The 14,791-nt window shown below is 63.8% G+C and carries 13 protein-coding genes; 8 read left to right on the top strand and 5 right to left on the bottom strand.

Annotated elements, in window-relative coordinates:
- Window positions 1-10: 10 nt before the first annotated feature.
- Complete coding sequence (gene thrS, locus AB0T83_RS06880; protein ID WP_366192302.1) at window positions 11-1,957, bottom strand: threonine--tRNA ligase; 1,947 nt, start codon at window positions 1,955-1,957, stop codon at window positions 11-13.
- A gap of 226 nt (window positions 1,958-2,183) precedes the next feature.
- On the opposite strand from thrS, the gene AB0T83_RS06875 reads away from it, so the two are divergent.
- The 4 genes from AB0T83_RS06875 to AB0T83_RS06860 all read left to right on the top strand — a co-directional run bounded on the left by AB0T83_RS06875 (window position 2,184) and on the right by AB0T83_RS06860 (window position 5,191).
- Window positions 2,184-2,939 carry an SDR family NAD(P)-dependent oxidoreductase gene (locus AB0T83_RS06875; RefSeq protein ID WP_366192301.1) on the top strand — a complete coding sequence of 252 codons (756 nt, stop codon included), beginning with the start codon at window positions 2,184-2,186 and terminating at the stop codon, window positions 2,937-2,939.
- Between the two features lie 67 nt (window positions 2,940-3,006).
- Complete coding sequence (locus tag AB0T83_RS06870; RefSeq protein WP_366192300.1) at window positions 3,007-3,768, top strand: alpha/beta fold hydrolase; 762 nt, start codon at window positions 3,007-3,009, stop codon at window positions 3,766-3,768.
- Window positions 3,765-4,757, top strand: coding sequence for an alpha/beta hydrolase (locus AB0T83_RS06865; protein ID WP_366192299.1), 993 nt, complete (start codon window positions 3,765-3,767; stop codon window positions 4,755-4,757). The genes AB0T83_RS06870 and AB0T83_RS06865 overlap by 4 nt, the downstream gene beginning before the upstream one ends.
- The gene (locus tag AB0T83_RS06860) at window positions 4,739-5,191 is read left to right on the top strand and encodes a GNAT family N-acetyltransferase (protein ID WP_366192298.1); all 453 of its coding nucleotides are present in this window, start codon (window positions 4,739-4,741) and stop codon (window positions 5,189-5,191) included. The genes AB0T83_RS06865 and AB0T83_RS06860 overlap by 19 nt, the downstream gene beginning before the upstream one ends.
- A 60-nt stretch (window positions 5,192-5,251) precedes the next feature.
- Here AB0T83_RS06860 and phaZ read toward each other — a convergent pair whose 3' ends face one another.
- Window positions 5,252-6,526 (bottom strand): polyhydroxyalkanoate depolymerase, encoded by a 1,275-nt coding sequence (phaZ, locus tag AB0T83_RS06855; RefSeq protein ID WP_366192297.1) that lies wholly within the window; start codon window positions 6,524-6,526, stop codon window positions 5,252-5,254.
- 105 nt (window positions 6,527-6,631) lie between these two features.
- Between phaZ and AB0T83_RS06850 the strand changes: the two genes are divergently transcribed.
- The 4 genes from AB0T83_RS06850 (at window position 6,632) to AB0T83_RS06835 (ending at window position 10,813) form a co-directional block, all read left to right on the top strand.
- On the top strand, window positions 6,632-8,431 hold the full coding sequence (locus AB0T83_RS06850; protein ID WP_366192296.1) for a PHA/PHB synthase family protein: 1,800 nt from the start codon (window positions 6,632-6,634) through the stop codon (window positions 8,429-8,431).
- A gap of 131 nt (window positions 8,432-8,562) precedes the next feature.
- Window positions 8,563-9,018: a phasin, PhaP gene (locus AB0T83_RS06845; RefSeq protein WP_366192295.1), complete on the top strand. Its 456-nt coding sequence runs from the start codon at window positions 8,563-8,565 to the stop codon at window positions 9,016-9,018.
- A 147-nt stretch (window positions 9,019-9,165) separates the two neighbouring features.
- On the top strand, window positions 9,166-9,777 hold the full coding sequence (gene phaR, locus AB0T83_RS06840) for a polyhydroxyalkanoate synthesis repressor PhaR (RefSeq protein ID WP_366192294.1): 612 nt from the start codon (window positions 9,166-9,168) through the stop codon (window positions 9,775-9,777).
- A gap of 49 nt (window positions 9,778-9,826) precedes the next feature.
- Window positions 9,827-10,813 (top strand): LysR family transcriptional regulator, encoded by a 987-nt coding sequence (locus AB0T83_RS06835; protein ID WP_366192293.1) that lies wholly within the window; start codon window positions 9,827-9,829, stop codon window positions 10,811-10,813.
- Here the strand turns inward: AB0T83_RS06835 and AB0T83_RS06830 are convergent.
- From AB0T83_RS06830 to AB0T83_RS06820, 3 genes are all read right to left on the bottom strand, one after another.
- Complete coding sequence (locus AB0T83_RS06830; RefSeq protein WP_366192292.1) at window positions 10,810-12,003, bottom strand: DegT/DnrJ/EryC1/StrS family aminotransferase; 1,194 nt, start codon at window positions 12,001-12,003, stop codon at window positions 10,810-10,812. The genes AB0T83_RS06835 and AB0T83_RS06830 overlap by 4 nt on opposite strands.
- A 116-nt stretch (window positions 12,004-12,119) precedes the next feature.
- Window positions 12,120-13,424, bottom strand: coding sequence for an NAD(P)/FAD-dependent oxidoreductase (locus tag AB0T83_RS06825; RefSeq protein WP_366192291.1), 1,305 nt, complete (start codon window positions 13,422-13,424; stop codon window positions 12,120-12,122).
- On the bottom strand, window positions 13,421-14,791 hold the full coding sequence (locus tag AB0T83_RS06820) for a glutamine synthetase family protein (protein ID WP_366192290.1): 1,371 nt from the start codon (window positions 14,789-14,791) through the stop codon (window positions 13,421-13,423). Before AB0T83_RS06820 ends, AB0T83_RS06825 begins: the two co-directional genes overlap by 4 nt.

Raw genomic sequence — 14,791 nt, 5'->3', positions numbered from 1 at the left:
GAGAAACGGATCAGACCAGATCGGGCGGCGTGGCCTCTTGGGTCAGTTGTCCGACCATCTCGTCCAGCGGCACGACGCTGGTCGACTTTTCGCCCAGACGGCGGACCGAGACCGAGCGGTTCTCGACCTCTTTCATGCCGATGGCCAGAATCACCGGCACCTTGCCCAGTGAATGCTCGCGCACCTTGTAGTTGATCTTCTCGTTGCGCAGGTCGGCCTCGGCGCGCACGCCGGCGGCGGTCAGCGCGTTGACGACCTCCTGACAATAGGCATCCGCGTCCGAGATGATCGAGGCCACCACCACCTGGCGCGGGGCCAGCCAGAACGGCAATTTGCCCGCGTAGTTCTCGATCAGGATGCCCAGGAACCGCTCGAACGAGCCCAGAACCGCGCGGTGCAGCATTACCGGGCGATGCTTGTCGCCATCGGCGCCGATGTAGGTGGCGTTCAGGCGCTCGGGCAGGTTGAAATCGGCCTGGAAGGTGCCGCACTGCCATTCGCGCCCGATGGCGTCAGTCAGCTTGAAGTCCAGCTTCGGCCCGTAGAACGCGCCTTCGCCGGGATCGAGCTCGAAATCGTTGCGCACGCTGAGGATCGCCTTTTCCAGCGCGGCCTCGGCCTTGTCCCAGATCTCGTCCGACCCGACACGCTGTTCGGGGCGCGTCGACAGCTTGATGTCAAATTTACCAAAGCCGGTGTCAGTGTAGACGCGGCTGAGCAGGTCGATGAACTTGGCGCATTCGCTTTCGATCTGGTCTTCGGTGCAGAAGATATGCGCGTCATCCTGAGTGAAGCCGCGCACCCGCATCAGACCGTGCAACGCGCCATGCGCCTCGTAACGGTGGCACGAGCCGAATTCGGCCAGCCGCATGGGCAGGTCGCGATAGGACTTCAGGCCCTGATTGAACACCTGCACATGGCAGGGGCAGTTCATCGGCTTCAGCGCATTGGTGCGCTTTTCGTTGGCATGTTCCTCATCGATCTCGGTGGTGAACATGTTCTCGCGGTACTTGTCCCAGTGGCCGGACTTTTCCCAAAGCTTGCGGTCCACCACCTGCGGGGTCTTGATTTCCTTATAGCCGTCGCGCGTCAACTGGCGACGCATGTAGTCTTCCAACTCGCGGTAGATGGTCCAGCCGTTGGGATGCCAGAACACCATGCCGGGGGCTTCCTCCTGGAAGTGGAACAGCTCCATCTCCTTGCCAAGGCGGCGGTGGTCGCGTTTCTCGGCTTCTTCGAGGAAGTTGAGGTATTTCTTCAGCCCGTCCTTGTTCTGGAAGGCCACGCCATAGATACGCTGCAACTGCGGGCGGTTGCTGTCGCCGCGCCAATAGGCTCCGGCCACCTTCATCAGCTTGAAGGCATCGGCGGGCACTTGTCCGGTGTGTTGCAGGTGCGGGCCGCGGCACAGATCCTGCCAGTCGCCGTGCCAGTACATGCGCAGCGGCTCGTCACCCGGGATGGCGTCGATCAGTTCGACCTTATAGGGTTCGCCCTTGTCCTTGTAGTGCTGGACGGCGCGGTCGCGCGCCCAGATCTCGGTGCGGACCAGATCGCGGGCGGCGATGATCTCGCGCATCTTCTTCTCGATGGCGCCCAGATCTTCGGGGGTGAAGGGCTCGGCGCGGTCGAAATCGTAATACCAGCCGTTCTCGATCACCGGGCCGATGGTGACCTGCACGTCGGGCCACAACTCCTGCACGGCGCGGGCCATGATGTGGGCGCAGTCGTGGCGGATCAGTTCCAGCGCCGGGGCGTCGTCCTTCAGGGTGTGAATGGCAATCTCGGCATCGGCCTCGATCGGCCATTGCAGATCCCAGTGCTGGCCGGCGACGGTGGCCGAGATGGCCTTCTTGGCCAGCGAATTGGAAATACCAGCGGCCACATCAGCGGGGGTCACGCCTGCGGGGTAAGAGCGGCTGTTGCCATCGGGAAAGGTAAGGGAGATGTCTGCCATGATCTGGCCTCCTCGTCGGTTTGGCGCCCACGGAACGCCCGGTTGCGGGTATGGTTTGCCGGGTCTTCTGGGCGCTTGGCGGCGGGGTGTCAAGACGGCAGGGCGGGTTGGTCGGGGGCCGATGTTGTGCCTTGAGTATTTTTGACAAGAAAAAGGGACGGGGTGCGGGCGATTGCCGCCGTCCCGGCGATTGCCTAGGGTTCCGGGAAACCAGCGGAGGCAGGGCATGAGCGAGCGGGTGGCGATTGTGACAGGGGCGGCACGGGGCATCGGTCTGGCCACCACGCGGCTGTTTCTTGAGGAAGGGGTGCGCGTGGCCATGGTGGACCGCGATGCGCCCGCGCTTCGCGAGGCCGCAGCCGGACTGGACGGGGTTTTGGCACTGGAGCGCGACGTGTCGCGGCCCGAGGATGCGGTGGCCATCATCGCCGAGACCGTGGCGGCTTTCGGGCGGATCGACCATCTGGTCAACAATGCCGGGGTCGCGGATTTCGGACCCATTGAGGAGACCGATTTCGCCCGCTGGCGGCGGGTGATGGAGACCAATCTGGATGGGGTGTTCCTGTGTTCGCAGGCGGCGTTCCCGGCGCTGAGGAAGACGCGCGGGACCATTGTGAACATCGCCTCGATCTCGGGGCTGCGGGCTTCGACCCTGCGGGTGGCCTATGGCACCTCGAAGGCCGGGGTGATCCATCTGACCCAGCAGCAGGCGGTGGAACTGGGGGAATATGGCATCCGGGCAAATTGCGTGGCGCCGGGGCCGGTGCGCACCAAGCTGGCCATGGCGGTGCACAGCCCCGAGATCATTGCGGCCTATCACGACGCCCTGCCGCTGAACCGCTATGGCAGCGAGGAAGAGATCGCCCGCGCCATCGTCTTCCTCAGTTCGGACAAGGCCAGTTTCGTCACCGGGCAAACCCTGTCTGTCGATGGCGGTTTCGAGGCCACGGGCATCGGCCTGCCCGCATTGCGGCCGGACTGAGCCGCAGAAAGCCCTTGTCCGCGACGGCGGCAGCGGCGAGGCTTGGCCGACAAATCGAGGAGCCGAAATGACCGAGCCGAACTATCTGGACACGCCGCAGGGGCGGCGCATTGCCTATCATCGCAGCGCCGGGTCCGGGCCTGGACTGGTGTTTCTGGGCGGTTTCGTGTCGGACATGGAAGGCACTAAGGCGGTGCATCTGGAAGACTGGGCACGGTCGCAGGGCCGCGCCTTCGTGCGCTTCGATTACTCGGGGCACGGGCAATCGTCCGAAGCCTTCATCGACGGTTGTATCGGCGATTGGGCCGAGGACGCGATGGCGGTGCTGGAGGCGCTGACCGAAGGGCCTCAGGTGCTGGTCGGATCCTCCATGGGCGGCTGGATTGCCCTGCTGTGCGCCCGCGCGATGCCAGAGCGGGTGGCCGGGCTGGTAACGATTGCCGCGGCGCCGGATTTCATGACCACCTCGATGTGGGCAGAGCTGGGCGCGGACGGGCAGCGCAAGGTGATGGAGGAGGGCATCTATGAGATCCCCTCGGATTACGACGCGCCGTACCGGATCACCCGGGGGATGATCGAGGATGGCCGGAAGCAGACGGTGCTGGACAAACCGCTGGCACTTGAGGTCCCTGTGCGCTTCCTGCAGGGCACCGAGGATGAGGCGGTCGAAACGGATGTGGCCCTGCGCCTGCTGGCACATGCCACCGGACCGGATCTGCGACTGACACTGGTGAAGGGGGCGGATCATCGGTTTTCCACCCCGGAATGCCTGGCTCTGATCGAGGGCTCGGTGGAGCAGGTCTTGGCAGCAACGGGAGAGGCGCGATGATGGGAATGATCCTGACACTGGTGAAATGGGCGGTCGGGCTGGCCGTTCTGGCCTGGGGAACGCTGGCGCTTCTGGACTGGATCGGGCCGACCGAACCGGCGGATCTGACCGTCGACTATGATCCAGCGCAAGTGGGCGCCGATCTGGATGTCTGGCTGGCCGAGCAGGAGGGGCAGGTGGCCAACCTGCGCGACAATGCCGCCAAGGAGATCGTCTGGGCGGGGGAACCGGGCGTGCAGACGCCCCTGTCGGTGGTCTATATCCACGGGTTTTCCGCCACCAAGGCCGAATTGCGGCCGCTGCCGGACATGGTCGCAGCGGCGCTGGGGGCCAACCTGTTTCTGACCCGTCTGCCGGGCCACGGCCGGGACTCGGCGGCGATGGGCGAGCCGACGGTGCACGACTGGATGAACGCCGTGGCCGAGGCGCTGGCCGTCGGTGCGCGCCTGGGCGAGCGGGTGATCGTCATGGGCAATTCCACCGGTTCGACGCTGGCGGTGGCCGCTGCGGCTGACTCGACGCTGAACGCCCAGATGGCCGGGCTGGTGCTGATGTCGCCGAATTTCGGCGCCGCCGGGCTGAAGGGGCGGGCCATCGAATGGCCGCTGATCAATTCATGGGGCCGGCTGGTGATTGGCGATACCTACAGTTTCGAGCCGCGCAACGCCGGCCATGCGGAAAACTGGACGACCTCCTATCCGTTTGAGGCCGTCGCGCGCCTGGGGGCGCTGAGCCACAAGGTGCGCAACATGGATCTTGGGGCGATGACGGTGCCGGCGATCTTCTTCGTGTCGAACGAAGATCAGGTGATCGACCCCAAGCTGGCCCGCCGCGCGTCGGCGGACTGGGGCGCGCCGAGCGAGTTGGTGCCGGTCGTGCGTGTCGAAGGCGACGATCCCGGCGGGCATGTTCTGGCCGGTGACATCCTGAGTCCCAACAAGACCGCACCGATCGCCGAGCGTATCGTGGCATGGGCGCGGGGCCTGTAGGTCCGTCTGGCGCGGTGATTGCCATTGCCGCCGCGCCGGATCCGACCTTGGCCGAGGATCAGTTGCGTCAGCACCTGATCGCGGACAATCGGCGCGTCTCGACCATCGGGGATCAAAGCCCTGTCGTGTTGGAGGCGCGCAACAGGGCCGGCCATCTTCTGGGAGGTGTTGCGGCGGTGCTGTGGGGGCAATGTCTGGAGATCGACCTGCTGTGGGTGGACCCCGATGGACGCGGGCAAGGAATCGGGTCGTGGCTTCTGGCCGATCTGGAACGCCGGGCGCGGGCCCAGGGCGGACGCCGGGCCTTTGTGAACACCTTCAGCTTTCAGGCGCCGACCTTCTATCGACGCGCCGGGTATCGCGAGGTCTACCGGCAGGACGGCTTCGGGGACGGCACCGTCAGCAAGGTCTTCTTCGAGAAGGATCTGGGATAACGGGTGGCCATGAAAAAGCCCGCTCGGGTGAGCGGGCCTTTGCAGTGTCCTGGTGGCGGCTCAGACCGTCTTGAGTTGCGGTTTCGGCGACGGTGCGGCGGCTTCGATGCCGTTGGTGTCGATGAAATCCAGAACCAGCGGGCGGATGTTGTTGCGCCAGCTCTTGCCCGCGAAAATGCCGTAGTGACCGGCGCCCGGCTCCAGATGCGCAGCCTTTTTCGACTCGGGTAGTCCGGTGCAAAGCCGCAGTGCAGCAAGACACTGACCGGGGGCTGAGATGTCGTCCTTTTCGCCCTCAACCACCTTCACGGCGACCGTGGTGATCTTGCCGATGTCAACTTTGTGACCGGCGACGGTAAAATCATTGCGAGCGATTTCGAGGTTCTTGAACACCCGTTCCACGGTGGACAGGTAGAACTCGGCCGGCATGTCCATCACCGCCAGATACTCGTCGTAAAAGCGGTTGTGATGATCGTGGTCCGAGGCTTCGCCCTTGGCGACGCGCAGGATCTGGTTGAAGAAGGCTTCGCCATGGCGGTCGGCATTCATCGACATGAAGGACGACAATTGCAGCAGGCCCGGATACACCAGTCGACCCGCGCCGATGTAGTTGAAGCCGACCCGCTGGATGGCGACCTCTTCCAGCTGGCCCATGGTGATGCGGGCCCCGAAATCGGTCACGTCAGTGGCGGCGGCATCGGGGTCGATGGGGCCGCCGATCAGCGTCAGGGTCTGGGGTTGGGCGTCGGGGTTTTTCTCGGCCAGATACGCGGTGGCGGCGAGCGTCAGAGGGGCCGGCTGACAGACCGCGATGACGTGCAGATCGGCGCCCAGATGTTCCATGAATTCAGCCAGATAGAGGGTGTAATCCTCAATATCAAACTTGCCTTCCGACACCGGGATGTCGCGGGCATTGTGCCAGTCGGTCAGGTAGACGTCGCAGTCGGGCAGAAGCGAGATCACCGTCGAGCGCAGAAGCGTGGCATAATGCCCCGACATCGGCGCCACCAGAAGCACCCGGCGGCGCATCGGGCCGCGGCCCTGAACTTCGAACTTGATGAGGTCGCCGAAGGGACGTTCAACCAAGGCATGGGTGGTGACCACATGGTCGCGCCCGTCCTCGCCGACGACCGAGCTGATGTTCCAGTCCGGCTTGGCGATCATGCGGGAAAAACTGCGCTCCATGACCTCGCCCCAGGCCGCCATCACCTTGAATGCAGGTGTCGGAAACAGGCCGGTTGCGGGATAGGAGCCGAAAGCGCGGGCCGTCGCACCAAGCCATTGGTTGGTGTTTCGAACCGTCTCCATCAGGTCATAAGTTGCCATATAACGCATCAGTATCTCCCGTCGGGGTTCCCCCCCGTAACAATTCGTCGCTTTGGCCCCCCACCTAAGCGGCGGTACATATATCGGGCATGAACCTACGGGGGAAATCGGGACATGACAACTGACGAAAATGCTGCAGGCGCAGAACTGGATCGGCTGAACGAGAATTTGAGCAAGATGGAAGAGCTGTCCCAACGTCTGGTCACTGCCATGGCGCACAAGCGTGCTGTCGACCCGGCCCTGCACGGACCCAAAAAGGAATTGTTTGCCAAGGCGGCAACGGCTTACATGCAGGAAGCCTTCCAGAACCCCGCCAAGCTGATGGAGCATCAGGTGGGCTATTGGGGGTCGATGCTGAAACACTATTTCGAGGCCCAGAAAGCGCTGGCATCCGGGCGTCTTGTCGCGCCCGCTCCGGAAGGGGAGCATCCGGCGGACAAACGGTTCTCGAACCCGCTTTGGAACACCCATCCGTTCTTCAGCTACATCAAGAATAATTACCAGCTGACGTCCGAGGCGATCGAGAACGCCATCAAGGATATCGAAGGGCTGGACGATGACGAGAAGAAGAAGGTCGAATTCTTCACCCAGCAGATCGTCGACATGCTGTCGCCGACAAACTTTCTGGGCACCAACCCCGATGCGCTGGAACGCGCTGTCGAAACGCAGGGCGAGTCGCTGGTCACGGGTCTGGAAAACCTCGTGGCCGATATCGAGGCCAACGACGGCGAGCTTCTGGTCACACTGTCGGATCCCAAGGCTTTCAAGGTCGGCGAGAACCTGGCCACGACCGAAGGTTCGGTCGTGTTCCGCAACCGTCTGTTCGAACTGATCCAGTACAAGCCGACGACCGAAACGGTCCACGCGACCCCGCTGATCATCTTCCCGCCGTGGATCAACAAGTTCTACATCATGGACCTGAAGGAGAAGAACAGCCTGATCAAGTGGATCGTCGATCAGGGCTATACGCTGTTCATCGTGAGCTGGAAGAACCCCGATGGCAGCTACGGCGATGTCGGTATGGACGACTATATCGAGAGCGGTTTCCTGACCGCCATCGACGAGGTCAAGAAGATCACCCGTCAGAAAGAAGTCAACGCGGTGGGGTATTGCATCGCCGGGACGACCCTCAGCCTGACGCTGGCGCTGATGGCCAAGCGCGGCGACAAATCGGTCAAGTCGGCAACCTTCTTCACCACCATGACCGATTTTTCGGATCCCGGCGAAGTGGGGGTCTTCCTGGACAACAGCTTCATCGACGGTGTCGAGCGCGAGGTGGCGGAAACCGGCATCCTGAACAGTTTCTTCATGTCGCGGACGTTCTCGTTCCTGCGGGCCAACGATCTGATCTATGCGCCCGCCACCCGCCGCTACATGATGGGCGAGGCCCCGCCGGCCTTCGATCTGCTGCACTGGAACGGCGACAGCACCAACCTGCCGGCGCGCATGGCGGTCGAATACCTGCGCGGCCTGTGCCAGCACAACGAGTTCGCCGAAGAGGGCTACAAGATCTGTGGCGAGGTACTGATGGCCTCGGACGTGAAGACGACCTTCTGCTCCATCGCTTGCGAAACCGACCACATTGCCGCGTGGAAGGCCTGCTACAACGGCTTCCAGAAATTCAGCAGCCGGTCGAAGACCTTCATCGTCTCGGAATCCGGCCATATCGCCGGGATCATCAACCCGCCGTCCAAGAAGAAATATGGCCATTATACCAACCCGGACATGAAACTGCCGGCGGATGAATGGCTGTCGGGGGCGGAGTTCCACGAAGGCTCGTGGTGGCCGCGCTGGGAAGACTGGCTGAAGAAGAAGTCCGGCCGCATGGTCGAGGCCCGAGAACCCGGCGATTCGGACCATCCGGTATTGTGCCCGGCACCCGGAACTTACGTGGTTCAGCGTTCAACCGGATGATATTGCTGGATTAAAAAAAATGCTGCAACGCAGAAAAAATACTTGAAATGCTGCGCTGCAGCAGCCATATTGTGTCTCAGGAACAGCACGGTGCACCCCGCAAGGGGCACCGACAACTCAGGAGAGATACAATGGCTGCTACCAAAGCAAACGACGTGACCAAGATGATGCAGGAAATGATGGGTTCGTTCCCTGTTGACACCAAAGCGATCCAGGACGCCTTCAAGACCCAGGCGACCCTGAGCGAGAAGATGTCGAAAGTGGCTCTGGAAGCCGCCGAGAAGTCGACCGAGATCTCCTCGAAGTGGACCAAAGACACCCTGGCCAAACTGGCCGCTGTCACCGCCGTCAAGGAAGAGCCCGCCGACTACGGCAAGGCCGTGACCGATTTCGCTTCGGCCCAGGCCGAAATGACCTCGGAAGCTCTGGCTGCCTTCGCTGAAGTCGCCAAGAAAGTTCAGATGGAAACCGTCGAGCTGATGCTGGCCGCCGGCAAGGACATCTCGGAAGATGCCACCGCCGCCGTCAAGAAAGCCACTGCCGACGTTACCGCGGCCGCCAAGAAAGCGACCACCGTTGCCAAGTAAGCAACGTCTGTCGCAAGTACAGGTGTAGAATTAGAGAAAACTCTGTGTTTTTGGGGTTTTCTGGAGAGCGGGCGCCAAGCCCGCTCTTTTCTTTTGTGAAGAACCCGTCATACTCTGCGTTGCAGCGATCCCAGTTGGAGGATGACCGTGGCAGACAGTGACAAGCCGTTGTTGATCAAGCGCTATGCAAGTCGGCGCCTCTACAACACGGAAACAAGTGATTATGTAACCCTGGACGATATCGCCCGCTTTATCCGCGAGGGGCGAGAAGTTCAGATTGTTGATCTGAAAAGCGGCGATGACCTGACCCGCCAGTATCTTCTGCAGATCGTGGCGGAACACGAAAGCAAGGGCGAAAGCGTCCTGCCGATCGCCGTTCTGACCGATCTCGTGCGCAGCTATACGACCCAGGCCAACAGCGTCGTACCGCAGTTTCTGGCCATGTCCTTCGAAATGCTCCGCGACAGCCAGTCGAAGATGATGGAGAACTTCACGCATATGCCGTCGCCGATGAACCCGATGTCGGGGTTCGAGGCGATGCAGCGGCAGCAGAAAGCTTTCCTGTCGTCGATGATGCCGGGCTGGAAGGGCGGGCCGGGTGGCACCATGCCGATGCCCGAAGACCCCGAAGGCGAAAGCCAGGGCGCAGAGGCCGCGCCGGTCCCGGAAGACCTCAGCAATGACGAGCGTCAGGAACTGGAAGACATCAAGTCCCAACTGGCGGAACTGAAAGAGAAGATGTCGAAGCTGGGCAAATGATTGCCCGCTCGTCGCGACCGGGTCATGATGCCGCCGGGGGCTGGCCCTGATGGCAGACAGCCCCGGTCGCATCTCGCTTTGGATGGTGGAAGTCTTTGCCGCCATCGCCGAGGAGCGGTCGATCTCTTCGGCAGCGCGTCGGCTGGAGGCCAGCCCCTCGGCGGTCAGCCAGCAACTCAGCAACCTTGAGGCCGGTCTTTCGACCCGGCTGGTGGATCGCAGCGCGCGGCCCCTGACACTGACCCCCGAAGGCCATATCTTCCTGCGCCGCGCGCGCAACATCCTGGACGAGGCCGACCTGGCCCGCGCCGAACTGGCCCGTCGCGACATGGCCAATCTGGCACGGTTCCGTCTGGGCATGATCGAGGATTTCGATGCCGATGTGACGCCGCGCCTGCTGACCGAGATGGCCGAAGATCTGCGCGCCTGCCGCTTCCTGCTGGAAACCGGCGCCAGTCACCGGTTGTTCACCCAGTTGGACGAACGGGCGCTGGACGTGATCGTTGCGGCGGACACCTCGGTTGCGGCGGACTGGATGGAGGTGCATCCGCTGCTGGCGGAACCCTTCGTCGCCGCACTGCCCAAGGGCGGGGCCGAACCCGTCGTGCTGGCCGATCTGCGCGAACTTCCCTTCGTGCAATACACCCAGCGCCATCACATGGGCCGCCAGATCGCCGCGCATCTGTCGCGCCAGAACGTTTCGCTTCTGCATCGGTTCGAGATGGACAGCTATCACGCCATCCTTGCGATGGTGGCGCAGGGGGCGGGCTGGACCATCCTGACACCGCTGGGCTTTCTGCGGGCGCATCGGTTCTTTGACGACGTGCGGATCTGTCCGCTGCCGATGGAGCCGCTGTCGCGCCGGATCTCGCTGCATGCCCGCCGCGAGGTCATGGGCCGGGTGCCGGCGCAGACCGCCGCGCGGCTGCGGGCCATTCTGCAAGACATGATCGTCGCGCCCTCGGTCCGGCAGATGCCGTGGCTGGCGGGCCAGTTGAAGGTTCTGGACAGCGGGCCGGGCGCGGCGGCGCCCTAGGTGCCGAAGGCGCGGGCCTCCTTGATGTCGGACACCGCCATCAGCAGCGCCCCGGCGATGAAATCCAGCTCTGGCCGGGTCAGCCGCGCGGGCAGGCGCGTGTCGCAGGCGCGCATCAGCATCTCGCGGGTTTGCGGCAGCTCGGGCCGGTCGTCCAGAAACTGCCAGTTCCAGAAGGCGCGGGCGTTGTCGGTGGACAGGCCGAAGATCTGAACCGAAACGCCACGCGCGGCGGCGGCCTGCTGAAATCCGCGGGCCTCGTCGTCGGTAAAGCCCTGAAGATTGAATTGCAGCGAATCCGGCGCGCGAACCTCGGGCGGCAGGGGGGCGGGAACCTCCAGCCAGGGCGAGGCGTTCAGTTGCGCGGTCACATGGTCATGATTGGCGCGGCCATCGCGCACCCGGCGCGGAAGTTCGTCAAGCTGGGCCCGGATCAGCGCCGCCGACAGGTTGTTCAACCGGGTATTGTAAAGCGGCAGCTTGTTCTGCCAGTGCGCGATCCGACCCGAGACCGCCGCGTGTTTCTTCCAGTTGTGCTCGTAAGCACCGGACATGATGACGGCGCGGGCGGCATTCTCGTCATCATCGGTGATCAGGATACCGCCTTCGCCCGCATTCAACAGCTTGTAGGACTGGAACGAGAAGCAGCCAACCCGGCCCAGCGTGCCGATCTTGCGACCGTGCCATTCGGTGCCCAGAGAATGCGCCGCATCCTCGATCACCGGCAGGCCGCGCGCCTCGGCCAGACGCAGGATCGCATCCATGTCCGACGTGTGGCCGCGCATGTGCGAGATCAGGATGGCCTGCACGTCATCGGTCAGCTTGGCTTCGAAATCCGCCATGTCGATCCGGTAATCGCGGCCAACCTCGACCAGCACCGGCATGCAATCGGCATGTACCACGGCCGAGGGCACGGCGGCGAAGGTGAAAGCCGGTATGAGGACCTTGGCACCACGCGGCAGATCCAGCGCCTTCAGGGTCAGGAACAGTGCCGCCGAGCAGGAGGCCACCGCCAGCGCATAGCGGCTGCCCATCATCTCGGCGAACTCCGCCTCCAGCAGTGCCACCGGAGATGCCTCGGACGTGTAGCGGAACAGATCGCCGCTGCTCAGCAGGCGCGCCACTTCGGCACGGGCGGCCTCGGGGATCGGTTCGGCATCATAGACGTTCGGGGCGGTGGTTTGCGGCATGTTCGGATTTCCTGAAAATCATCTTTCGAAAATCCGTATAACACGGTTGGCGACAATTGCATGACACCGATTCCGGAAAATCCGGGGACATGTGACATGACGAAGGGGCAGGCGGCTCAGAAGCCCAGACGGTCGCGCAGGGAAAACCATGTCATCGCCAGCGCCAGCAGCGGGCTGCGCATGGCCGTGCCGCCGGGGAAGGCGGGCGTGGGCAGGCGCGCCATCAGGTCAAAGCGCTCCTCTGTGCCGGCGACGGTTTCGGCCAGGATCTGCCCGGCCAGCGTCGCCAGCGCCACGCCGTGCCCGGAATAGCCCGAGGCCGACAGCACGTTGCGCTCGGGCCGGTGGAAATGCGGCAGGCGCGAGCGGGTGATCGCCAGCGTGCCGCCCCAGGCATAGGTGATGCGTGCATCGGCCAGTTGCGGATAGATCTCGAGCATCGGCTTGCGCACCAGCGCCGCGATGTCGCGCGGAAACCGGTAGCCATAGCTTTCGCCGCCGCCGAACAGCAGCCGCCCGTCGCTGCCGCGCCGCCAGTAGTTGACCACGAAGCGGCTGTCGGCCACGGCAATGTCGCGCGGCAGGATCTCGGGGGCGATCTCGCCCAGCGGTTCGGTCGCCACGATGAAATTGTTGATCGGCATCACCCGCCGCGCCACCGTCGGCGAGAGTTTTCCAAGATAGCCGTTGCAGGCCAGGATCACCTGCCGGGCGCGGACGCTGCCCTGGGCGGTGCGCACCACGACCTGCTCGCCGGGGTCCAGTTCTGTCACTTCGCTCTGCTCGTGCAGCTTGACCCCGAGATGCTGGGCGGCGCGTCCCAGCCCGATAGCAAAGCGCAGCGGGTGCAGGTGTCCGGCGCTCCAGTCGATGACGCCGCCGCGAAACAGTTGCGAGCCGGTTTCGGCTTCGACTTCGCGCGGGCCGAGGATTTCCAGCTTGTCGTGGCCATAGGAGCGGCGCAGGTGTTCGGCCTCGGTGCAGGCGTGTTGCCACCCGACCCGCTGGTGGTAGACATGCGCCACCCCGTCGCGCCAGTTGCAGTCGATCTTCAGGTCGTCGATCAGGCTGCGGACCAGGGCCTTGGCGTCTTCGCCCATGTCCCACAGCAGGCGGGCATCCGCGTCGCCCATCAGCTTCTCAAGCCCCGGCTGATCCACCCGCTGGCCCGAGCCGACCTGGCCGCCGTTGCGCCCCGAGGCGCCAAAGCCAATGCGTTGCGCCTCCAGCAGCCGCACGTCAAAGCCCCGCCGCGCCAGATGCAGCGCCGCGGACAGCCCGGTATAGCCGCCACCGATCACGCAGATGTCGGTGCGCACCTCTCCCGTCAGCGCCGGGAAGGGGCCGATGGGACCCGAGGTCGCCGCGTACCAGCTGTCTGGATAGGCGCCGGGCCGGTCATTTTCGTGCAGCAGGTTCATACGTTCATCAGCAGGTGTTCACGCTCCCATGGAGAGATGACTTGCAGGAATTCATTGTATTCGGTGTCTTTCACGATTTCATAGACCCGCGCGAAATCCTCGCCCAGCAGGTCGCGCAGACCGTGCGCATCGGCGAAAAGTTCCAACGCCGAGAACAGCCCCCAGGGCATGTCCGCCTCGCCGCTGTAGGCGTCGCCGTTGAACATGGCGCGCGGCTCGACCTCGTGGTCCAGTCCCAGCAGCCCGCAGGCCAGCGACACCGCAATGCCGAGGTAGGGGTTGCAATCCATGCCCGCCAGCCGGTTTTCCACCCGGCGCGAGACCGCGTCCGACACCGGCACCCGGATGCCCGTGGTGCGGTTGTCGCGGCCCCATTCCAGGTTGATCGGGGCCGCGTGGTCGCGCACGTAGCGCCGGTACGAGTTCACATAGGGCGCAAAGATCGCCACCGCTTCGGGCAGATGCGCCTGCAGGCCGCCGATGAAATGGCGGAAGGCCGGGGTCTCGCTGCCGTCGGGATGCGAGAAGATGTTCTGGCCGGTGGCCTTGTCGAGCACCGAATGATGGATGTGCATGGCCGAGCCCGGTTCCTGCTCGATCGGTTTGGCCATGAAGGTGGCGAAACAATCGTGGCGCAGGGCGGCCTCGCGGATCAGCCGCTTGAAGTAGAACACCTCGTCGGCCAGTTTCACCGGATCGCCATGCCGCAGGTTGATCTCGACCTGTCCTGCGCCGCCTTCCTGGGTGATGCCGTCGATTTCGAAGCCCTGCGCTTCGGCGAAATCATAGATGTCGTCGATGACCGGGCCGTATTCATCCACCGCCGACATGGAGTAGGCCTGCCGTGCGGCGGCCGGGCGGCCGCTGCGGCCCAGCATCGGTTCGATGGCGCGGGCCGGATCGAGATTGCGGGCGACAAGGTAGAATTCCATCTCGGGGGCCACCACCGGTTCCAGCCCGCGATCGCGATAGGCCTGCACCACCCGTTTCAGCACGTTGCGCGGGGCGAAGGGGATTGGCGCGCCCTTGGCATTCACCGCGTCATGGATAACCTGCAGGGTCCAGTCGCCAGTCCAGGGTGCGGCACTGGTGGTGGAGTAATCCGGCACGAGCACCATGTCGGGTTCGGTGAATCCTGAAGGCCCCGCCGCTTCGCCCCAGCCGCCGGCGATGGTCTGGAAGAAGATCGATTCGGGCAGGTAGAAATGCTTCTGACGGGCGAATTTTCCCGCCGGCACCGCCTTGCCGCGCGCGATGCCGGGCAGGTCCGAGATGATGCATTCGACCTCGTCCAGACGATGCCCTTCCAGAAAGCTGCGGGCGGCTTCGGGGGCCTGAGAGAGCCAGGCAGGTGGAGCTTTGGTCAT

Source organism: Meridianimarinicoccus marinus (genome assembly GCF_040689105.1).
GTDB classification, from domain to species: Bacteria; Pseudomonadota; Alphaproteobacteria; order Rhodobacterales; family Rhodobacteraceae; genus Meridianimarinicoccus; species Meridianimarinicoccus marinus.
Note: the sequence above shows the minus strand (reverse complement) of the source record. Positions and strands in the feature narration are given on the sequence as shown.